This window comes from Massilimicrobiota sp. SW1139 (genome assembly GCF_012027715.1).
GTDB classification, from domain to species: Bacteria; Bacillota_I; Bacilli_A; order Erysipelotrichales; family Coprobacillaceae; genus Allocoprobacillus; species Allocoprobacillus merdigallinarum.
Genome location: NZ_SJOR01000004.1, coordinates 95,465 through 117,798, shown reverse-complemented (window position 1 = coordinate 117,798; position 22,334 = coordinate 95,465). Strand labels below are relative to the sequence as shown.

The following is a 22,334-nucleotide window of genomic DNA, read 5'->3' as shown; positions in this document are numbered from 1 at the left end:
ATTCCTTCAGTTATTGATATATTATAACAAAATTTTGATTAAATCATATCACCTTTAAAGAAATAAATCGTTTTATTATTCATTCTACACTTTTATTTGAAAACTATTTTTCCATCTTTTATAATTTATATATAAAAATAAGAGGTGATAAAATCATGATTATCTTTTTAACAAGTAGTCCTACTGGTCCATTAGATGGCAGTAGAAAAGTAGATGGTTTAGATAAGAAAAATCATTTTGTAGAACAATTGAGAAAATATTGGAAAGAGCATAGTCGTTGTTGTATCATTGCCGCTAGTCCTGATGCCTATGAACAAAATGATGAGATGTGTGACTTCTTTAGAGAAACTTTTTTAAAAGAAAATTTTTCTATTCAATGTTTTGATCTGATTGATAGAAGATATAGTGACTTTACCAAAGATGAACTTCAACAATATGATGTTATTTTATTAGGCGGAGGTCATGTTCCTACTCAAAATCAATTTTTTAAAGATATTCAACTTCGAGAAAAAATTAAAGATTTTGATGGAATTATCATTGGTATTAGTGCTGGTAGTATGAATAGTGCAGATATTGTTTATTGTCAACCTGAAGAAGATGGCGAAGCTATAAATCCAAAATTTCAAAGATGGATAAGTGGTTTGAATCTCACAAAAACGAATATTATTCCTCATTATCAAATGGTTAAAGATAGATACTTAGATAGTATGAGATTATATGAAGATATCACTTATAAAGATAGCATTGGTCATCCGTTCATCGTATTGGTTGATGGAAGTTATTTACTCATTGATAAACACGAAACAATATATGGTGAAAGTTATCTCATTGTTGATGAACATATTCAACTTATATGTCATGAAGATGAAACAAAACGCATAGATGAAATAGAGTTATAGCATGATTATCGTGTTATAACTTTATTTTTATAAAATATAATAATTATTCATTGAAAGTGATAGAAATATTTTAATACAAACTATCAATATTCGTGTATAATAGACAATGGACATTTGATGGGAGGATTATAGACATGATATTAGAACAAATTCATCCAGATATACTGGAAATGGCAAAAGAATCAGAAAATATTTTAAATAATATTTATAAAAAAATAGATGAAATAGCTTTAATAAATTCTAATCGTATCTTATCAGCATTTATAGAAAATAGAGTTTCTTATTCTGATTTTGCAGATATTAATGGATATGGAAATTATGATGAAGGAAGAGATAAATTAGAAAAAATCTTTGCGACTGTTCTTGGTTGTGAAGATGCTTTAGTTCGCCCTCAGATTATGAGTGGAACAAACGCATTATATTTAACGCTTTCTGCTTTATTAAAACATGGAGATACCATGATTTCTTTATCTGGTGCACCATATGATTCTTTACAAGAAATGATTGGGTTAAGTGGAAATTCTACACAATCATTAAAGGCTAATGGTGTGAAATATGAACAGATTGAATTAGTCAATGATGATTTTGATGATGAGAAAATTGTAGAGAGATTAAAACAGAATAATATCAAACTTGTTGAAATTCAAAGATCTAGAGGGTATTCACATCGCCAATCTCTTTCTATCTCAAAGATTGAACGTATGATTTCAAAGATTCGTGAAGTAAATAAAGACGTCATTATTATGGTCGATAACTGTTATGGTGAGTTAGTAGAAGACAAAGAACCTGGTCATGTTGGAGCTGATGTGGTTGTAGGCTCTTTAATGAAAAACCTCGGTGGTGGAATTGCACCTACTGGTGGATATATAGCAGGAAATCAGGAACTTATTCATATGGTTGCTGAACGTTTGACTGCTCCTGGTATTGGAAAAGATTTAGGCGCTAATTTTAACTTAAACAATACTTTCTTTAAAGGTTTATTTATGGCTCCTAATGCTGTTAAAAATGCTTTAAAAACAGCTGTATTTTCTGCGTATATGTTAGAAAAATTAGGATATTCTAATGTATCTCCTCGTTATGATGAGCCACGTACAGATATCATTCAAACTTTAGAACTCAAAACAAAAGATAATTTAGTGAACTTTACACAAGGGATTCAACAGACAAGCCCTATTGATTCATTCGTTCAAGTTTTACCTGCCCCTATGCCAGGTTATCCTTTTGATGAAGTCATGGCTGCAGGTAGCTTTACACAAGGAAGCACCATTGAATTAAGTGCTGATGCCCCTGTTATTGAACCTTATACACTTTACATACAAGGTGGATTAACATTTGAATATGGAAAATTATCTATTTTACTTGCATTATCAAACATGAAAGGGAAGTTGGATTAACAACTTCCCTTTTGTCCACCATCAATACGTATGACAGTATTATTAATAAAATTAGCTTCATCACTTATTAAGAATTTGACTAGATAAGCCACTTCTTGAGGATTACCATATCGATTAACCATAATTTTTTTAACTTCTTCTTTTAAAAACTCTTCATCATATCCGTCCAACTCATTTTCTGTTCCGATAAAACCTGGAGCAATACAATTGACATTAACATATGGAGCAAACTCAAAAGCAAGATTATGCGTCATGGAAATCAATGCTGCTTTAGAAGCATCATAATCTATACACATAGGATAATAAGTATTGATACCATTAGTTGAAGAAATATTAATAATTCTGCCATATTCCTGATCTAACATATGTCGATAAACACGTTTACTGCAATTAAATGCACCTACAACATTGACATCTAAAGTCTTTCTAAATTCTTCAGCATTTTTCAAATGAAAAAGATTAGATAAATCAACAGCAGCATTATTAATTAAAATATCAACACCACCCAGTTCTAATTCAATAGAAGATATCATTTGATCAACTTCATCTTCCTTAGAAACATCACATTGGATAGCCATACATCGTACACTATAATTGTCTATAATCATATCTTTTAATGCATGAGCTTCTTTTTTGGATGTGAGATAATTAATCACAATATCATAACCTTGTTTTCCAAGTTCCAAAGCAATGGCTTTTCCAATGCCTTGTGCTCCACCTGTAATTAATACAACTTTATTCATCTTTGAAAAAAAGAGCTTGATTAAGCTCTTCCTGCATACTTACCATCTGCTGTAAAGACAACAATTTTTTCTCCAGGTTCAATGAACTGAGGAACACGTAATGATAATCCTGTATCAGTCACAGCATCTTTTGTTTGATTAGATGGTGCTCCTTTAATAGCTGGATCAGTTTCTACAACTGTTAATTCTACTTTTTCTGGTACAGATACTGATAATAAATCACCTTCAAAGAACATTAATGAAACTTCTGAACCTTCAATAATATAATATTGAGTATCTCCAACTTGATCATTAGCTAATTCATATGTTTCATATGTTTCCATATCCATGAAATAGAATGTTGATCCATCTTTATATGAATATTGTGCTGTTTTTCTTGAAATATTAGCTTGATCAAATTTTGTATTTGCATTAAAGTTTCTTTCTTGAATTGCATTTGTCTTTAAGTTTCTCATTTTTGTTTTCAAGATAGCTGCACCTTTTCCTGGTTTTACATGTTGAAAGTCTAATACCTGGCAAGGATCACCATCAACAATTAAAGTTAATCCTGTTCTAAAATCTCCCGCTGATATAGCCATATTTTTCACTCCTTATATTTTTTAAGATTTTCTTTCATGCTTATTTTATCAATTTTATAGCCAATCTACAAGACTCATGCAGATATTTGGGTCTGTTTTTCTTGTGAATGTGACTGAATATACTTACTCCACTTGATATAACCATATGTTGTATTTGTAAAGTAACCTAATTTAAGAACTAATAAAACATATTGTCCAGAAATCACATTAATAACAGCTTCAAGAAATGCACAAATATACCATGCAATCCATTGTTCCCTTAATCTAAAGAAAATAAACAATCCGTTCGCAATTCCTACAGCTGATGCACAGGCATCAATATATATAATGGCTGTTTCTAATAATTGGTTGTTGTAAAAATCTGTTGAGATATCTAAACCACTAATAAAATATCCTACAACAATTGTCCAAACCACAATACCTACAATGACTAAAACTTCTTGGTATCCTTTAAGTTTTCTAACAACTGTCAATTCACTTTCTTCTTCATCTTTATGTCTTGACCAGTTAATATAACTAATAATATCAATTGGTAACCAGAACAATAATGTTGTGACCATTGTCGCAAAACGATACATTAAGACAACACACATTGCTATTTCTACGATTTCTACGAATACAGAAACAAGGAAATTGTATCTTGATTGCTTAGAAATAAGTAACTCACAAAGAATATTCAGGAATGTATCTAGTAAATAAAGCAACATGATGATAATTCCATTAACACCATTTGCACTTTCTTCTGGAAAAATAACTGAAATAATCGTAGCCAATACCATGATTGATAAAAACCATGATTTTTCATATGTTGTAAACTGTTTTGCAAATAATGTCATAATTAATACAGATATCATCAAAATAAATGAAGCAATTCCAAAATTAAACACAGGTGTTAATTCATTGGCTTTGACTTGCCCGTATGAATGCTGTATTTCCTGATCTGTTATATTTTGATGATCAAAATATAGTTTTGTTCCATTATCAGTTTCATACTCATATGCTGTAATACTATCATCTTCTAATTGAACGTAATCTTCATATGAATAAGAAACAACTAATTGCTTATCCCCACTTACATATGTAACATCACAAACTGTATTATCCTCACTATAATCTTCTAGTTCCCTATCTCTAGTCATTTCTATACTTTGGATAAACTTTGCATCATTGACATTGGCATTAACTTGAAACATACCATATCCAATAGATACAATAGAAGCAACACATAATAAAATAGAAATAATAACTTCTGCAATACGTAACCCTTTTCTAGGCTCCATATTAGCTTTAAAAAACTTTATCATATCAAACCTTCTCCCCTATCATTTGCATTTATAACATGCTTTCCTATTATAAACTATTTAGATGGAAGATGGTATATTATATTATGAAATTTTATGAATAAAAAATTTTTTGTGAATTGAAAAATTAAATTCCATATCCCTTTGAATAATAATATATTCTTATTTCTTTCCGTTTTTGTTTTATTTCATTTGCAATCTAATAAATTCAGGTGTGAAATAGTTATGAGTAAAGAATATATATAAATTAGAGCAATAAACTTCACTATTTGCTGTTCTTATCTATATCAGTTACATCATTTTATACACTCCTACAATCAATTATATCCCAATTTGCAAAAGCGCCCTTAGATTTTACATATGTGGATTCTTGAATAGCTAAACAAAGTAATTTATTAGGTCGACTCATCCCTACATAAACACACTTGCGACTTTGTTCGACTTCTTTTCCTGATCCTAACTTTCCAACACCTAAATATGGCAATATACGTTTTATATCTGATGATCGATTTTTCTCTGTTTCCAAATATAAGGTCGCATCATGAGTTTCACCTTTAACACCATGGACCGTATCAAATACTATTTTTCTTTCATAACTTTCATCAAAAATAATATTCTTTTGTAACTTGTACTGACTCTTTACAGTTGATTTATCCATATAGTAAAACGGAATTTTTGAAATTACATCCCCATCATTGCATTCCTTTCCTATAATATTGGTAACTATATATTGTATTTCATAATTAATTTTTTCTATATTATAATCCTGCAGCATAGACAAGTTAATCAAACAATCCGTATATAAATCATAATATTTGTCAAAGAGAATCTTTTTTATAGAAGTTAATGTATATTTAGAACCTGATTCAAGGTTAATTCTCCCCACAAAATTAAATATTTCACATAAGATTTTTCGAACTTCTTTTTCAGCTAAATAAAGTTTTCCTTTCTTCATTTCTTCTGCAATTATATAAAGATGGTTCCAGTATCTGTTTGTTTTTCTTAAGTTCTGATTTGGATCAAAGCCATCCCAATAATCACCTATTTTCAAACCTTTTAATTCTTCTCGTTTTACAAGTCCAATGACTTTATAAACACCATCCGAATCAAACAATTCATATTGGTTCAACACATCAATAAATACTTTAATAACTTTATTTTTTGAATTGTCATTAAATACAATTAGTGTCGGAATATATTTTAAATATCCTCTTGTTGACTCAATTTTTCTTTTACCCGTCCTTAAATTCACTAAAAAATCAGCAATTTCTTGACCATATCTATTAGAACAAGCCATTTCAATACTATCCTCACCTGGATTCCAATCTTCCCTATCATTATTATCCAAATCATATATTGCTTGATCAGGATCTCCAACACGAAATATACAGGTTACATTTTTATCAAACAGTTTATTCAAAACTTGTCTTTGTAATAAATTACAATCTTGATATTCATCCACAAACACATATTGAAACCTTTTTGAAAATAAGTCAGTATATTCCGAAGTTAATTGTGAAATCGCCTCATTTGCATATTTATAAGCATCAGAATATGTAATTATCCCATTGTCTTTTAGCAAAGATTCTTTTGCTTGAATATATTGTATTGCTGATAAAGAATCTCTACCTGCAATAGCTTTCTTTTGACCATAGACATACAAAGCACCATCTTGGCAATATAAATTTTGAATATAGTCAACTTGATTACTAAACTTGCTAGAACCATCTTTAACTTTATACTTTATAAAATAACGCAAACTATTATATGGAGATGTCTTGCGCATATCTTCCCAAATCAAATTATAAAAATAATTTGCGTATGTTATATCATCAACAATCTGAATTGATGATTTTATTATATTTTTCAAATAAGGTCTCGTGACATATTGATCAATAAAAGATTGTATAGTCCCTACATAATTTGGATAACCCATTAACTTATCAGCATACTTACTTAATTTTGTTTTTATTTCATTAACTGCAACATTTGTATGCGACAAAACACATACTCCTGTTCCGTCAGGAAAAGGCATTTTTTCAGCCAATACTTTTAACTTAGCAAGTAATACTGTCGTTTTTCCACTCCCCGGGCAAGCTACAATTTCAGATGATTTCCAACAACGGATAACGTTTCTTGCATCATCTGCAAAATGACATGATTTAGGTAACAAAATTTTTTCAATTTCTTCTATTTCTTTATCGGAAATATGTATGTTACACACTCAATTATCATTCCCTTCTTTAAATTTCAATGTTAACTGAATATTTTATAGCTTCAATCAAGTATTTAAGATAAGGATCAGTCATAACTCCATTTTTAAATTTCTGCTTCTTAGACTCATCAATCTTGTATTGATATAGATCAAGGTCAAACATATCTAATTCTGTAATTCCTTCAGGTAGTATAGAAATATTTATCTTTATCAATGCAGCTAAACATTGTGCAACAATAGCTTTTAGATTGCTTTTTCCAGAATCATCTAACATCAGCTTATATATCTTATATGCTTTTTCAGAATCAGATAAATCCTTCCATTTCTCGCAATCTTCTTTAATTTCACTTTCTATTTCATCCATTTTATCTTTTGTAAGTATATATTTATCACTATTTTTTATTTTTTTCCCACAGCGGATTGCTTTATGGAATAATTTTTGAAGACAACTCAACGCTAAGCAATACTCCAACGTCCATCTAGGTGAAACAAAGCCTTTAACTGATCCCATTGTATATTTATTCTCTTTTTTTAAAACAGCTTCTTTAGTTTCTTGTATTCTTTCATCAAAAATCTTATTGCTATCATCATTTTTATAAGTAGGCTCAATATCACAATCTGTAAGCACTGATACGGGTATGTCTATTTTATCACCATCATTTCTTATAAAAATTTTAGAATATCTTAAAAAAGCTGTACTTCCAACATTAACTATAGAAACACCATATTTTTCAAGTGGACAATCTATAAGATCAGCTAAAATAGGAAGTAATAGATTCTCGGCATCACCTTCAACCATTAGTATTCCTCTTGCAAAAAATAGATTTGCTTTTGTTGCGTCTAAAAATCGTTGTAAAAATAAATAGTCTCCTTTTTCTAATCCTGTATTTTCATACGCCATATCATAGGCAGCTTTATTCTTTAGTAAAATGACATTTTTTAGATTTATTTTTGAAGCCAAAATTGTACTATGTGTCGATATAATAATTTGTGTGCCCGTATGATCATATTCTTTTTGTAAATAATCTATTAGCCTAAGTTGTGCTTGTGGATGTAGGTGTGCTTCTAGTTCTTCTATTAAAGCAAGTCTTAATCCACCAACCGAATCAGAACTTAACAGCAACAATTCTGCTGCAATAAATAGTAGATTTAATTCTCCCAATCCTGGATTCACCTCTGAAACTCTTAAAGATAGGCTCTCTAATATTTTCTTTAAGTGAATATCAGTAACTTTCACTTGCGCTTCCGACGATGTTTCTGCAACATTAAAAGCAGATAAATTATTTCTAATGGTATCTAAAACAACTTTTCCTTCATCTTTAGTAAAATAATTTTCTATATCTTGATTAGCCTTTGAAAGAATTTCCATAAGTTTATGCTCTTCTTTGTTGATAAACAGCGAATGTCCAGATAATATTTGGGCAAATCTTGAATTCCTCCCAGCACTCATTTCTCGCTCAGCATCCCTAAGAGGTTTTAAGTATACAGCCTTGAGTAATTCTCTTGCTTTTCCATCTAAAACAAGACCATCTTCAATAGAACCAACGCGTAATTCAGAATATATTCTATTCTTGTCTTTCCAAGCACGATAAAATAAATTCAAGGAATACTTTATTATCTCTCCACATTTCTTAAAACATAAATATTCGATAAAATTTTTTGCTTCATTTTGAGAAAAATCATCAAGTAAACACTTGATTTGAAATTCATTTACCGCATTTCCATTTTCATCCACATAAAAATCTTCATCCATCGGACGAATGTATTCGTTACTTTGAGTAAGAAGGATAAGTTTAAGAGCATCTATAATTGCTGTTTTACCTGCATCATTTTCTCCAATTAGTGCATTTAATCCTTTATGAAAACATATTGATAAACCGGGTGAATCATCTTCTGACTTAAACTGTCTAAAATTGTAAAGTTCCAATTTTGAAACAATCATACATTCCCTCCTTTTTTCATAATCTTCCAAATGAGATATGATTAATATTTCTATTTACTCATACCGGGCTCTATTCTCAACCAAGTGTTAAAAGCAGAATTCAATCATATCTCATCATGTGAAATCAAAATATATGTCCAAAGATTGCCATCACTCCATGCATTCCATTATAATACAGCCTTACAATATTCTTTAGCTATTTTTTACTTTTTATATAACATGCTCACTCTTAAAATCGCTATTTATTTTTATATCAATCATAAAAATTTCGTTGTCTGTTTCTACAATAAAATATGGTTCGTATCCATTTATTTCACTCAATCTATAGTATATATTAAACTGTTTCGGTGAACAATTCAGGGCTTTTGCGATATTTCTTATGCTAATACCTGAATTTTTAAATTGGTAGATACAGCAGCGTTCATCGAGTTTTTATATTATGTTGAACTTGTTATGATAAATTATCCATCAAAAATAATTTTAAAAATCATCATATTATGTCTTAAGAACAATACAATTATATTAAAACATAAAATATTAATTGATAAATATTTTATGCAATACATATTTTATCATTTGATAATAAATTAAAATTGAAAATATTCTTATTAAAATAGATAATAATCCTTTCATTTAATTTATCTATTACATCTCCCATTTCTGTTACCTCTTTAATTCTAGCAATAATCTGTCTCCTTTTTAAAAACTTCGTTTGTGGAATTGATTCATTAATACTATCTGGCTCATACCAATGAATTATCAAAATCCTATTATTACTTTGTTTTAACCAATTGATTATATATACCCACCAATCTTTATCTGTAAATCCTATAGATAACCCGTAAGTAACAATTATTAAACTGTTATTAATAAGTTGTCGTGCTCTCAAATCATTGCCATTTCCTGCAGTAGCGTTCATTTCCTTTTTTATCATTAAGCTTGAATAATCACTGTTTTTTAAATCATCACTATATATTTGACTTAAATCATTTACACCTAGAATCAATCCATTATCCAAAGTACCATGAACATGAACTATATGTCCTATTGATTCGTTATAACTATTTCTTTGGAAAGTATGCTTTGATATAATTGAAGAAGTTTCATTACATATTTCAATTAATCGACCTAAAATCATTGTATAATTAAATACAATAAAATTAAAAATATATGGTTGATTTTGATATTGATAAATTTTTTCGCCGATTAACTGTTTATCAGCATTAGATCCTAATTCTAAATAAGATTCTAATGATTTTTGCATTTCTTTAAATATTTCCGCGCTGTGTTTTTTATAATCAATATGATTTATTTGCTCTTTTAAATAATTTATTAGTAGCTGTATCAACTCTAAATAATCTTCAGTATACTTTTGTTCTTGTCCTTTATTTAAAAATTTAGTATATTTTCCCAATGTTTCTTCCAAATCAGACCATTTATCATACAGTTGATTATTTTTTTGATCTTTTTTCATCCATGATTTTATCAAACTATCATCACGCGAATTTTTAATATAATATGGATAAAAATCAGAATATTTGGTTTTTAAACCTATACTAATATCAAATCCATTTCCTATTAAATACGTGATATTCATTACTTTTCCTCCTCACTTATCCCAATGCAAACTAATTAAATCATTAAATATCATAAAAATTATAAATGTCAGTCACTATATCTTCCTTAGGTAAAATTTCAATTAATTTTGTGCCTTCGAACAATTAGATAAAAAATTTTTCTCTTATAATACTTTTTGCATTTTAAATAAAAGAAACACCGCAATATTAGCAATTCAATTATCTGTTAAAGTGCAAGACATATGACAGCTTTATTAATATTTTCTAATAAAAAGATGAATCAAAAACAGTCCAAAAGTAAATATTCACCATTCATTATAAATAATATATCATATAATGCTATATATTGTCACATAATTTAAACATTCGCGATAGTGTAAAATAGTTGGGAATATGACATAAAAAAGAAATCCTTTATAATTTTTAGTTGTAAAACACAAATTACTGAGGATTTCTATGTCAACTAATCTATCATAATCTCACAATTTCATAAATGCTTTTCTAAATTTTCATTCTATGATTCCTACATCTTTTATCCTTATATTTTTATCCTTATATTTTGAGAATCTAACTTCCTCAATTTGTAGTTTCATAGGATATAATATCTTTTTATCTCTTGTACAGAACAAATTGCTAAAGTCTTCTTTTTATTTAACTAAAGAAAATAATCTTATCATTCAAAAAACAAACACATTCGAACTCTTGTCAATACTCTTGGAACGATTTCTTTTCCCAGAGGAAGATATGTTAATAAATCTACGAATAGAGCTTTCTATTTTTGAGTTTCGGCAAGAAATAAGAGGAACCTGTTATAGATTCCTCTAACTTGCGTCCTTGAGCCATTTTCTATTTTACTGACGATTCAAACCCGTCACTCGTCATCATAGGATGCCTTGAGGTTGAACATCTCATCATTAATGCATATTATACACATTTAAATAAAGTCCATAATTTTCAATATTAAAATCAACCATAAAATTTTTCAAAAATGAAAATATTATTTTTGGAAATAGATTAATAAATGATTTACCTTCAAAGTAAAAAGGAATTCATTAACAATCACAAAAATTGATTATTTTAATTCATAGTTCAAGTCTATTTTTACAATAATAGTTTTAACTAGGAATCATTGATTTTTTGACACTAGACTAAATTTCAAACATAGTAATAGATGAAGTTACTTCAAATTTTCTAACTCCTTTATTGCATCTAAATAATCTCTTTCTACATCACTTAATGTTCTTGCTTTATATTTTTTATACTCTGTTTCAGCTTTTTCCATAGCTTGTTGGTGAGAAACCGAACCATTACCAACTAATAATTGTTCTCCAGTAACTGTTAGAATATTATCTAGGTGTTTGACCCAGTCTTCCATTGTCATCACTTGTTCACGCTGTGCTTGTCTTTCTGCAAAATCAAGATATCCTGACACAAGTTGTCCCATTGCCTTTAACTCTTTTTCATTGAGATAATTCTTTGCAATTTTTGCTTCTCTTAGTGTTGGTTGATTACCTGCAAAAGTAGTTAAACCCATAAATTCCTTTTCAGCATCTGCTCTATGATAAATAACTTCAGCTGCAGTCTCACCATGAATAGCATAATGAATCTTATTTTGTACTTTTTTAAAGAATTGGATAGAAACATCAGCTGCTGGATCATAATCAATACTTGTAGCATATATTTCAAGTATCTGTCTATAAAATACTTTTTCAGATGCTCGAATATCTCGGATTCTTTCAAGCAACTCTTTAAAGTATCCTCCACCGCCTAATTCTTTTAAACGATCATCATCAAGCACAAAACCTTTTTTCATATATTCTTTAATAAGATTAGTTGCCCATATTCTAAATTGAACTCCTCGTTTTGATTTTACACGATAGCCAACAGAGATAATTACATCTAGATTATAATATTCTATATTTCTTTCTACTTGCCTATCACCTTCATTTTGAACTGTTGCAAAATTTGCAACAGTTGCCTCACGAACTAGTTCTCCCTCTTTATAAATATTTTTAATATGTCTAGATATAGTGGATTTATCCCTCTGAAATAATGATGACATTTGATCTAACGATAACCAAACTGTTTCATCATTAAAAGTTGTTTCTATTTTCACCAAATCATCTTCTGTTGTATAAATAATCATTTTTGAATTATTAACCATTGTTATATTTCTCCTGGTATATTATATTTAGTCTCTTATTTAAACATTATATCATAAAGTGAATTAACTATCATTTGCTTTTATTTTAATTTAAGTTTTTCATCCTCTTTTTATAAATCAAAAATTGTTCTTCAAATTAAATTTCTATCGATTTTAGAAAATAAAAAAAGTGCTAACACATTCTTCGAAAATATAATTATTTATAAAGGTTATTCGAACTCCATGAATTCATATAAATTTATTAATCTTTTTAAATTAAGATATAAGTTCTATTTCTCTAAGTTCACAAATTCGTTATAAAACTTAAATTACAAAATACAGTAGGGTCATTTTTAGATCAATACTTATTTAAAAATTCTAATTCCTAAATTACATCTAAGTAATCTCTTTTTACATTGTCTGTGTATGTTTTATTGAATATAAAAGTTATTTTTATACATATACATTAAACTCTCTCATTCAAAATTAATATGATTTCATTTTTGATTAACAAAAAATCCATTACATATAAAAAAGGTATCCATTCAAGGATACCCAGATATAGCACTGCATTTTATAACGCATAATCTCTTACAGCTTGAACAACACTATTTGAATTCCATCCAACCATAACATTAGCATTCTCACTAACTTTACTTGGGATTCTTTCTTGCCCTCTAGGTTTCACACCGATAATAGGCTTTTCTAACTCAATTGCTACATCAATTTCATAATCAATCCATTCACTATATGAAACATACATTCCTGAGAGAATAATAATACAACTACACTTTTCTATTCTAGTTCTTAGCTTATTCTTAAGTTCCTTCTTACTATTCACATCAAGTGGATTTGAAAGTGGTACAGAATAATTTGACCACATAAAATATTTCGCATCATTTAACCATCCTTTTATGGTTTCATAATCAGAATTGTAATCCCATGAATGACTAATCAAAATATGATAATTTCTTAAACTTGACATTTTACTTTCCTCCTTATATTCTACCTTCTTTTACTAATCGCCAATATTGTTTTCCTACCGCTGTTAATTCACACGATTTTGAGTTCATTGCGGCAAAATACATATGTTCTTCACCAACAGGAACAACTAAACCTATACCTTCTAGTTTTTGCAGATCAGCAAATATAGAAGTGTGTTCTGTATCAGCATATGGTTCTATTATGTTGTGAATTTCTTCTATTCTATTAGTTGGTTCAAATGATGGATCTAAATTAAATTTAAAATCTTCTGTTTCAAAATACGTACTTATTTTACGGAGAATAGAAATATCAACTTGAGGTTTTACTTCTCTTAATGATGTAAATCTAGTTACATTAGTTTTAAATATTGGTCTTTGTTCCCAAGGACCTAATGCTTTATCAATAAATGCATATACACCAGCAATTGAGATATGACCTGTAACATCAGCCGCACCACCTTTTAACGCTTCTATTAATAAAGTTGTAAATACTCCATGTCCGTTAACTTCCATAGAAGGTTGATTATTTCGACTTGCGGTCATAATAGTAACTCCCTCATTGATGACCGCCGTATTTTGCCCATTTGTATTAATACTCCCCATAAATCCAGAATAACAACTATCTAGAATGATAATTCGCTCCTTACATTTTGAATTATTTGCAATTGTTAATATATCTTGTAAAGATACTCCATAGTCATATTTGGAAAAATCAGGTGTTACTAGATAACCACCTACTGAATCAATGTGTCCATGTCCTGAATAATAAAATAAAGCAACATCAGCATCTCCCTCAAAACATTTTTCAATTAATTTTCTTAATTCGCCTTTCGTCATGACATTATTCTTCTTCCAAACAGAAAAATTAGGATTTCCATTTTCATGATTGCTCAAAAGATCTTTTATTGCTTCAGCATCATTGCAACAACCATGTAATGGACAAGAAGGATAATCATCTATCCCTACTACAAGTGCTTTTCGTTCTCCCATATATATTCTCTCCTTTCTGTTATACATACTTTCACTCTATTCCTAAAATCAAAAATAGTTTAATTTTGGTAAATAGAAATATTTTTTGATCAATTTTTCCAAAAAATAATCAAAATTTTTCTTTTGATAATTAGATTAATTGACCTAACAATTTAAAAATGCTATTCTTAATAAGAAATCATTATGCAAATAGCATATTTGAATCTCAAAACACATTTTAAGTTATTGGCAGTAACTTTGTAATGTGTTTTTTATTTACACTCATTTTGCACCACCCCCTTAAAGCAAAGCTCCATACTAATACCATGAATCTCGTTCACTTTGTAATTCTTCCTCCATATATGGATCATAATAATCAGCCCTTTTAGGTGCAATTAAATCAATAAACAATTTATATTTTAATAAAATACTTTCATCTATAATTTTTTCATTTAATGATCTATTGCTAAAATCTATCTTTCGGAGTGTATCTAATCTTTTTTGAGCAGCTACCCTAGATACTTTAAACCATGACATTAGATTATCAACAGTAATTTGTTTTCCTCTTTTTATCAATTCATTAATTATTTGTTCAGGCATTAACATCTGAGCCGCAAAAAAATTTGTCTCTATTTCATATTTATCATACATCCTTTTATTGTTCAAATCATGTTTCATCAAAACATGTCCTAATTCATGATTTAAACTAAATCGTTGCCTCTCTTTAGAAGTAATTTCATCATTATAGAAAATAATTCCTTTTCCATCTAAATCATGATAAATTGCATCTGATGATCCGAAAACATTCATATCTATACCATACATTCCAGCTTTTAAATAACTTCGGCACACAATATTTGTCTTTTCTTTAATCACTTTTTTAATCGAAAAAGGGAAAGTATTGATTACATTAGAAGAAACCAAAACATCATTAGTCTTCTCGATTGCTTTTTTAAAATCAGGTTTTACATCATTATTACAAATCATCTTCTTCCCCCTCATCATCTTCAAAAATATCTTCAAAAACAACTTTTAGCATTTTTTCAGCCTTATCGATTTGCTTATCATCAAGTTGCTCCAAACCACGCTGAATATATGAAAGTTTTTTATTTACAGGTTCTATTTCACCTTCGATTCGATTACCTAAAAGTTTATCAATCGACACATTATACATTTGTGATATTTTCATTAAAATATCATCTCGTGGAACTATCCCCTTATTTTCCCACATACTTACAGCGCCCTTTGTTACACCTAATTGATCAGCAATCTCTTGCATAGTTAATCCATTGTTATTACGTATTCGCTTAATTGCAAAACTAAAATCCTTATTTGCCATAATATCCTCCTACTTTAACTTTATTTCATGTACAATAAAATTATACATGTTTAGCAACGCTGTGTCAATGGTTATTATACTTGTTTATTATGTTAAACAAAAATCTTGATTCATATCTATCAATCAAGATTTTGCAACTAAATAATACAAAATGTGTTTTCTATCAAAGTTTTTTAACTCACATAAACTGAACACATGGCTTGAACCAAACAAGTGGATAATTCAGAACTGCGCGTAGCTTTAATAAATAATTTTTTTAATATCTTTATTTTTTCTGAAAATAAAAATTCATAAAGCTTTACATTTAAGTAATCCGAAACATCTTCTATTAAATTAAATAAAATATTATAAGTTTCTTTTTCTTCGAAATTTTCCATTAGAAAATCTGAAAAAAAATATATATTTTTGCTTTATCCAATGGTTTTAAATTATACCTACAAACAGATCTAAAAAAGAGGTCAAATTCTTTTTTATATTCGTCCTTAAGATATTTGTTTTGAATATGTTTTCTTAAAAACTTCATATATGTTTTTTTCTCTTTTGTATGTGTCCGATTGTATACTAATTCCTTCGTTACATTTTTAATTGCATATATAGTGTTTAGAAAAATATTAGGATGACATTGAAGAAAATCTCTCGAAATACAATCAAAATCCAAAATTAAGCCATAAACTTCAAACCTTAAATATCCTTCTAAATTAATAAGAGAGCTTTTGGTATTCTTTACATAACTACTAATTCTTTTAAACTGTTTATTATAATCTTCCATAAATTTTACCCTCTTTAGAAAATCGAATTATTACGCTTTGACTGAATTTTCCGGTGTGACGGAGCCATGCTTTCCATTAAAGGAGCCACCTATCATTCCAGTGGCGAGAGCCATCTTATCCATAAATGAGAGCCAGTAACTTTTCAGCACTGACTCATTTTTTATTTGATTTTTGAGCATTCTTCTCTCTTGGATTTAACTTACAGTAAAATTATGTATGAACTGTTAAGGACACGGTATAAAATGGCATCTGCTACTGGTCCTTCCCCTAACTTCTGATACCATCCTTCTGAAGACCATTGGGCTGCACAGTATCGTAGATTTTTGTTAGAAACTAAAAAATTAAAGCAACTATAGTAGGAAGTGTTGGTAATATTACTAACCATATCATCTCTAGACTAAGGAATAGTAATTTCTTTAATATCGTAACGCTTAACAATGCGATTCAAAAAGAATTGATTCAACGATAAAGCAATTTGTCGTTGGCTTTTTGTTGTATAAAAACACCTCCTGACTATGCAAGATGTAGGAGTCTGTCCTATAAAATAATCTCACACCAAGAGGTGACTCTATTTACGGGTTAATGTATTTTTAAACATTGGCTCGCATTATCGGATTGTGTGGCTCCCAATTCCGGACGAAGTGGCTCTATGTAAGATTCATCCGTAAAGAAGCATATATTATTATTTTATAATACCGCAGCTTCAGTATTAATCAGTAGTTTTCATTTGTTTTAAAACAAAAAACGTAAAATTGCAGATGAACCCTATGTGAGTGGAATACTCACTTTGATAAATCCACAATTATTTTTATCGCATATATTTTGCTTATTTTTTGTTAAATCAAGTATATCTCTTTTATTTTTTAGTCATTTTTTAGTCAAGAGCATTAAAAAAAGCCCATAAAATACGGACTTTCTTACATTTTATACACTATTCGAACTCTATTATACCATTCGATTTTATCGAATTTTACAACTACATAACCACATAAAAACGTTAGTTTTACTTCAAAACCACTTCATTATACTCACCTTTCCTCAAATTCGTTCCATTGTTCGTTCCATAAAAATTAGATACTATTTGCAAAGGTAAGTGTTCCATTTTCATTCATATAGATTCAATCAATATTCTACCTATATAGTATAACATATGGTACATAATTTCAACATTTTTTATTTTATTATTAAAAAATAAGCTACTGGTTATCCATCCAATAAATCAATAATCGTTCATATACATGTATAGTTTTAAGATATATAATGTTAATCAATTTCCCAATAAATTTATTACCTTCTCAACTTTATCCCTGCTTTTTTAGATTGACTTTTCTTCTTAAATATCTTATTGAAACTCTTATGTTCATCCTTAATTTTTAATCTAACATCCACTTCCTTATGATGGTATCTTCCATCTTTTTCATATGCATTTCCATAACATATCACAATGAATTCATCATTATCCTTATCAAGCTTAAAGTCTACCCCATTCTTAAAATCAAAACATTGGATTCTATCATTGAAGAAATCACCTATTGTCATGACTTCTTTTATAGTGTCTTTATGTTTTAAATCCTTATAATTAATAATAACATCACATGGCACATCATTATATGGCATCAGTCTTTCCAATGCTTTATTGATTTCCACTTCATGCTTATAAACGTCAAATTCATTGCAACAATCAAGCATTGATTTACTGTGAAGAAGTTCATATTGAGCGTTCTTTTTATTATATTCCATAACCATTGATTTAACGTGTTCACGCTTTTCATCCATCATATGGTTAAGCTCCACTGCCTTACGATAGCTTTCATAGGCTACAAATAAGTCGCCATTTTCCATATCAATGACATTGAAAGTACGTGTTTCATTATCAAGATTGACTATCTGAAATGTTCTTACATTTTTATCCAGCATGGATATATCACCTTTATAATATAGACATACAGGTGGGTTGTCTATCTTCTTCAGACATTCAGGATACTCTTCAGAAAACATGCTAACATATTGAAAGTCCTGTGCTTTCTGAAACAGTTCCTGCTTTAATGATTCATCTATTCTTTCCTTAGCTAATACTGCATTATATATATCGATGAATCTCCCATCATATTTCAATGATAAGTATCTTAATAGCTCGTCTTTTCTTTTATTATCATCCATTTGATTTCCTCCTCTTTCTATGTTTTCCTTTAGATGAATTTGTTTTTGATTTTTACTGATGATGGATTCATATCCACCTCGTTCTTTTACATAATCGACAATTTCATAGACATCTTTAAAGACACTGCTGAGTATTCTTTCACCATCATCACTTTCGATTGCACGAATCCATGATTGGATATAAGCTTTATGATTTTCTATATGTTCATCCGATATCGCAATTCCTAGTTCATTGCATAGAAAAACTGAGGATAGTTCAGCCCTCAGTTCTTCAATTGCATAGTTGATGTCTTTAGTTGTATTAATGATTTCCCTATATAGCCTTTTAGGATGACCTGTAGAATGACAACACTCATGAGCCAGTGTTGATAGATATTCTTCCTCACTATTGAATGTATCAGCATTTGGCATCACAATGACATTTTTCAATGGACTATAATAAGCCTCTCCTTCAGCGCTATGGATAATCTTGATATTCTCTTTCTTCATGTAGTTTTCTATGACCTGCTTTGCTGATTGAAAGTCACTAAAATCTAAAGTGTTGAGTATGACAGGGTCGATACCCTCTATCTGCGATGCATTGAACACAATGTAGTTTCTAAAAATGATGTCAAACTGGCTCTTAGAAATGTCGGACATTTCAATGATTCTTTCGGCTTCATGAAATTCAAATGTACTGTTGTATCTTCCCTTACTGTTTCTTAATGGTCTACCGATGATATCATTCGCTGTCTTAAGCAATGATTCATATGCTTCCTTATCCATATCTTTCTGATGAATTTGTAAAAGCCATTTTTCAACTGGATAGCCATGTTCACCCCTTCTAATGTGAACTGGTTTTTCTTTAGTTGACATACTTCTAACTTGATTGAATGTAAACCACCTATTATCACTGTAATGCTTCATGCTGGTGATGAGGGATAGGTAGATTTGATTGATACCTTTATACTCCACACCACTTGTATTTCTTTCATGTTTGAGAATCTTCCATCCTCTATGCCATATACTCTGAGGTTCTTTCAATGCATCTAGAAATATACTTTTAAGTTCCTCTCTTGTTCTGCTTTTGTTCACAATCAATAACCCCCTTAAAATAAAAAAGAGCAGTCAAGCTCTTCATCGTTTAATAGAATCATATATATTAATGTAATAGACATTCTTCTTCTGATTCAGGTTCATCATCTTCCATTTCAAATGCATATTCATCCAGCATTTCCTTTATTTTTTCAGCTGGGTATAATTCAGTGATTTCAATAAGCTTCTTCATAAAGCTATCATCAATATCAATATCCATACGATAATTAAATACAACATTCAACATATGAAAAACAAATGCATTACAGTATGTAGATGCATCTGTGATAGAGATATTCAACCTATATGCTTTCACTTCATACGCACACATTGTAAATAATTTATAGAATTCCATATAATCATCAAGAAGAATATAGTCTAAGAAAATCATCTTCTCCTTTGGAAATACCGATGCTATGGATTCTATCTCATAACAATAAGGATATGGCATCTTCTTTTTATCAAAATATACCTGTACATCCTTGATATCCAGTAAATCCATAACAGCCGTCATATATGATAAGTCAATCACGTTTTTTCCTTCTTTCTTTTTAATTTACCATCATATTAGATGATATAGGTATAGCGTTCAATATACTTTTAATCCTTGGTTAGTCACTTTTTTCCCTTGCTATATGAATTGAATCACTGCTTTCCTTTATGGTGCTCCCTATACTCTTCCATATCGGTATAATACTGTAATTTATCGTAGTATAAATCTCCATCAATGAGCACATATGCTGTGTATGGCTTCATGTTATTCAGGTCATTGACGTTGATTAATGGTTGGATATTTTCACCTAGACTGGTTGATGATGACTTAGATGAATGACTCTTGGATGTCAGTTCAACTGTAGCCTGACCACATAGCTTGATGAATTCTTCCTGTGATTTATTACTGTCCACCGATATGTAAATCTTGACTGCAAAGTTACTGATGATGGTTTCAGCTTTTTCCTTGCCATATAAAGTTTCCAGCTGACTGTACACGCTCTGGTAACAACATATCAATATCAATCCTTTCTTACGGCATGTCGAGATGATAGTGTCGAATGAATTCACATAGGCAGTGCCCCCTTCGTCAATGAACATGCATATGTCCTTCCTCAATCTCTGATTCTCATTCTGCTGGGCTTTGAATAATATCATCTGAAACACTGTCGTATAGAAAAGCGATGATATATAATCATAGTTTCTTGATGCTTCATTAGTCTTTATCCACCAGCTGATTTGATGATGTTCATCTCCAATCAAGTCCAGTTCCATATCATCATGCTCCATCGTTCTTTTGATATTCGGACTTAAGAATCTTCCAAAATAGGTTGAAAATGAACCTCTCACACTCGCTAAAAAGTCTGACCCATCAGAACCTTTCAATAAGGATTGAGTATTCTTCCATCTTTCAATAACGATGGATGCTGAGATGGATGTATCTAGAATCACATGAGGAATGGCACTACCCTCATCCTTTTTCAGTAATTTGAATTCCAGCCTTTCAAAGATTCTATCCAAGTCCGACATACCTTCATCATCAATGTTATCAAACATCATGGAAAACAGTCTAGTGATTTCAATGAAGTTTCTTTTTTCCTTATATTCATCAAGATAACACACCAAGAGTATAAGGCTTTTAGCGATATCCTTTGTAGTCATATCAAAAAAATCATCACCCTTCTCCTTTCGAGGAATCAGCGTTCCTAACAGGGAATCAATATAATCATCATCTATTTCCTCATCTAGTCCAACAGATGTATTTTTGATGATTCTACCCTTACGTGTTCTAATATAGTAGAGAGGATTGAATCCATCGCCATTGAAATTATAGAGGTCTAATGATTTCACTTCATATCCATGCTGAACATAGTAATCATGCCATTTCCTTTCCAGCACATCACCTGTATCATTGATAACTTTGTATAATGACATGTTTCTTTGAAGATTGGGTTCAATAATATTGGTAGTCTTTCCACCACCACTCCCAGCGATAACCATGATGAAGTTGTTCTTGGTTTTATTGACATCAGTTCCTAAGGATATGTTTTGAGAAATGACGATGTTATTATCCTTAATCTTACTTTTATATTTCTTTGCTTCTTTAACACGATGAATGCGACCTGATGTAAACTTCTTATGTGATGTTGTCCTAGTGAAATAATCATACATATAGATTCCGACGATGAAGATGATAAGGCAACTCAACATGGGATTATCAGCAATAAACTCAACTAATATTTTAATATCATCCAT

General features: G+C 29.7%; 18 protein-coding genes. 2 read left to right on the top strand and 16 right to left on the bottom strand.

The annotated features are described in order from the left end of the window. The first annotated feature begins 155 nt into the window (after positions 1-155). On the top strand, positions 156-899 hold the full coding sequence (locus tag E0K96_RS03965; protein ID WP_168081360.1) for a Type 1 glutamine amidotransferase-like domain-containing protein: 744 nt from the start codon (positions 156-158) through the stop codon (positions 897-899). A gap of 134 nt (positions 900-1,033) precedes the next feature. Further along, positions 1,034-2,293 (top strand): methionine gamma-lyase family protein, encoded by a 1,260-nt coding sequence (locus E0K96_RS03960; RefSeq protein WP_168081358.1) that lies wholly within the window; start codon positions 1,034-1,036, stop codon positions 2,291-2,293. Here E0K96_RS03960 and E0K96_RS03955 read toward each other — a convergent pair. From E0K96_RS03955 to E0K96_RS03880, 16 genes are all read right to left on the bottom strand, one after another. Next, the gene (locus E0K96_RS03955) at positions 2,290-3,036 is read right to left on the bottom strand and encodes an SDR family NAD(P)-dependent oxidoreductase (RefSeq protein ID WP_168081356.1); all 747 of its coding nucleotides are present in this window, start codon (positions 3,034-3,036) and stop codon (positions 2,290-2,292) included. The genes E0K96_RS03960 and E0K96_RS03955 overlap by 4 nt on opposite strands. 20 nt (positions 3,037-3,056) lie before the next feature. After that, entirely contained in the window at positions 3,057-3,614 is a 558-nt protein-coding gene (efp, locus tag E0K96_RS03950) for an elongation factor P (protein WP_087244004.1), read from the bottom strand. Positions 3,615-3,688: 74 nt separating this feature from the next. Continuing rightward, complete coding sequence (gene pnuC, locus E0K96_RS03945) at positions 3,689-4,918, bottom strand: nicotinamide riboside transporter PnuC (RefSeq protein WP_168081354.1); 1,230 nt, start codon at positions 4,916-4,918, stop codon at positions 3,689-3,691. A 298-nt stretch (positions 4,919-5,216) separates the two neighbouring features. Beyond that, positions 5,217-7,139, bottom strand: coding sequence for a UvrD-helicase domain-containing protein (locus tag E0K96_RS03940; protein ID WP_168081352.1), 1,923 nt, complete (start codon positions 7,137-7,139; stop codon positions 5,217-5,219). A 19-nt stretch (positions 7,140-7,158) separates the two neighbouring features. Then, on the bottom strand, positions 7,159-9,072 hold the full coding sequence (locus E0K96_RS03935; protein WP_168081350.1) for an ATP-dependent nuclease: 1,914 nt from the start codon (positions 9,070-9,072) through the stop codon (positions 7,159-7,161). A 553-nt stretch (positions 9,073-9,625) separates the two neighbouring features. Next, on the bottom strand, positions 9,626-10,669 hold the full coding sequence (locus E0K96_RS03930) for an AbiH family protein (protein ID WP_168081348.1): 1,044 nt from the start codon (positions 10,667-10,669) through the stop codon (positions 9,626-9,628). A gap of 1,157 nt (positions 10,670-11,826) precedes the next feature. Further along, complete coding sequence (locus E0K96_RS03925) at positions 11,827-12,813, bottom strand: virulence RhuM family protein (protein WP_168081346.1); 987 nt, start codon at positions 12,811-12,813, stop codon at positions 11,827-11,829. A 553-nt stretch (positions 12,814-13,366) separates the two neighbouring features. Beyond that, positions 13,367-13,777 carry a TIR domain-containing protein gene (locus E0K96_RS03920; protein WP_168081344.1) on the bottom strand — a complete coding sequence of 137 codons (411 nt, stop codon included), beginning with the start codon at positions 13,775-13,777 and terminating at the stop codon, positions 13,367-13,369. Positions 13,778-13,790: 13 nt separating this feature from the next. Beyond that, a complete protein-coding gene (locus E0K96_RS03915) occupies positions 13,791-14,765 on the bottom strand; it encodes a caspase family protein (RefSeq protein ID WP_168081342.1) in 975 nt (324 codons plus the stop codon). A 297-nt stretch (positions 14,766-15,062) separates the two neighbouring features. Further along, positions 15,063-15,731 carry an ImmA/IrrE family metallo-endopeptidase gene (locus E0K96_RS03910; protein WP_168081340.1) on the bottom strand — a complete coding sequence of 223 codons (669 nt, stop codon included), beginning with the start codon at positions 15,729-15,731 and terminating at the stop codon, positions 15,063-15,065. Further along, positions 15,721-16,083: a helix-turn-helix domain-containing protein gene (locus E0K96_RS03905; RefSeq protein WP_168081338.1), complete on the bottom strand. Its 363-nt coding sequence runs from the start codon at positions 16,081-16,083 to the stop codon at positions 15,721-15,723. Before E0K96_RS03905 ends, E0K96_RS03910 begins: the two co-directional genes overlap by 11 nt. Before the next feature lie 173 nt (positions 16,084-16,256). After that, positions 16,257-16,460, bottom strand: a complete 204-nt coding sequence (locus tag E0K96_RS03900) for a hypothetical protein (RefSeq protein ID WP_168081336.1) — start codon at positions 16,458-16,460, stop codon at positions 16,257-16,259. Next, positions 16,460-16,852 carry a hypothetical protein gene (locus tag E0K96_RS03895; protein WP_168081334.1) on the bottom strand — a complete coding sequence of 131 codons (393 nt, stop codon included), beginning with the start codon at positions 16,850-16,852 and terminating at the stop codon, positions 16,460-16,462. The genes E0K96_RS03900 and E0K96_RS03895 overlap by 1 nt, the downstream gene beginning before the upstream one ends. A 1,288-nt stretch (positions 16,853-18,140) precedes the next feature. After that, on the bottom strand, positions 18,141-20,087 hold the full coding sequence (locus E0K96_RS03890; RefSeq protein WP_168081332.1) for a zincin-like metallopeptidase domain-containing protein: 1,947 nt from the start codon (positions 20,085-20,087) through the stop codon (positions 18,141-18,143). Positions 20,088-20,154: 67 nt separating this feature from the next. After that, a complete protein-coding gene (locus E0K96_RS03885; protein ID WP_168081330.1) occupies positions 20,155-20,619 on the bottom strand; it encodes a hypothetical protein in 465 nt (154 codons plus the stop codon). A gap of 113 nt (positions 20,620-20,732) precedes the next feature. Further along, complete coding sequence (locus tag E0K96_RS03880; RefSeq protein ID WP_168081328.1) at positions 20,733-22,334, bottom strand: type IV secretory system conjugative DNA transfer family protein; 1,602 nt, start codon at positions 22,332-22,334, stop codon at positions 20,733-20,735.

Excerpts from the sequence above, each read along its gene's own strand:
- E0K96_RS03915 (WP_168081342.1), bottom strand. The coding sequence starts at position 14,765 with ATGGGAGAACGAAAAGCACTTGTAGTAGGGATAGATGATTATCCTTCT.
- E0K96_RS03965 (WP_168081360.1), top strand. The coding sequence starts at position 156 with ATGATTATCTTTTTAACAAGTAGTCCTACTGGTCCATTAGATGGCAGT.
- E0K96_RS03895 (WP_168081334.1), bottom strand. The coding sequence starts at position 16,852 with ATGGAAGATTATAATAAACAGTTTAAAAGAATTAGTAGTTATGTAAAG.
- efp (WP_087244004.1), bottom strand. The coding sequence starts at position 3,614 with ATGGCTATATCAGCGGGAGATTTTAGAACAGGATTAACTTTAATTGTT.
- E0K96_RS03930 (WP_168081348.1), bottom strand. The coding sequence starts at position 10,669 with ATGAATATCACGTATTTAATAGGAAATGGATTTGATATTAGTATAGGT.
- E0K96_RS03920 (WP_168081344.1), bottom strand. The coding sequence starts at position 13,777 with ATGTCAAGTTTAAGAAATTATCATATTTTGATTAGTCATTCATGGGAT.
- E0K96_RS03905 (WP_168081338.1), bottom strand. The coding sequence starts at position 16,083 with ATGGCAAATAAGGATTTTAGTTTTGCAATTAAGCGAATACGTAATAAC.
- E0K96_RS03910 (WP_168081340.1), bottom strand. The coding sequence starts at position 15,731 with ATGATTTGTAATAATGATGTAAAACCTGATTTTAAAAAAGCAATCGAG.
- E0K96_RS03925 (WP_168081346.1), bottom strand. The coding sequence starts at position 12,813 with ATGGTTAATAATTCAAAAATGATTATTTATACAACAGAAGATGATTTG.
- E0K96_RS03880 (WP_168081328.1), bottom strand. The coding sequence starts at position 22,334 with ATGGATGATATTAAAATATTAGTTGAGTTTATTGCTGATAATCCCATG.
- E0K96_RS03935 (WP_168081350.1), bottom strand. The coding sequence starts at position 9,072 with ATGATTGTTTCAAAATTGGAACTTTACAATTTTAGACAGTTTAAGTCA.
- pnuC (WP_168081354.1), bottom strand. The coding sequence starts at position 4,918 with ATGATAAAGTTTTTTAAAGCTAATATGGAGCCTAGAAAAGGGTTACGT.
- E0K96_RS03960 (WP_168081358.1), top strand. The coding sequence starts at position 1,034 with ATGATATTAGAACAAATTCATCCAGATATACTGGAAATGGCAAAAGAA.
- E0K96_RS03900 (WP_168081336.1), bottom strand. The coding sequence starts at position 16,460 with ATGGAAAATTTCGAAGAAAAAGAAACTTATAATATTTTATTTAATTTA.
- E0K96_RS03955 (WP_168081356.1), bottom strand. The coding sequence starts at position 3,036 with ATGAATAAAGTTGTATTAATTACAGGTGGAGCACAAGGCATTGGAAAA.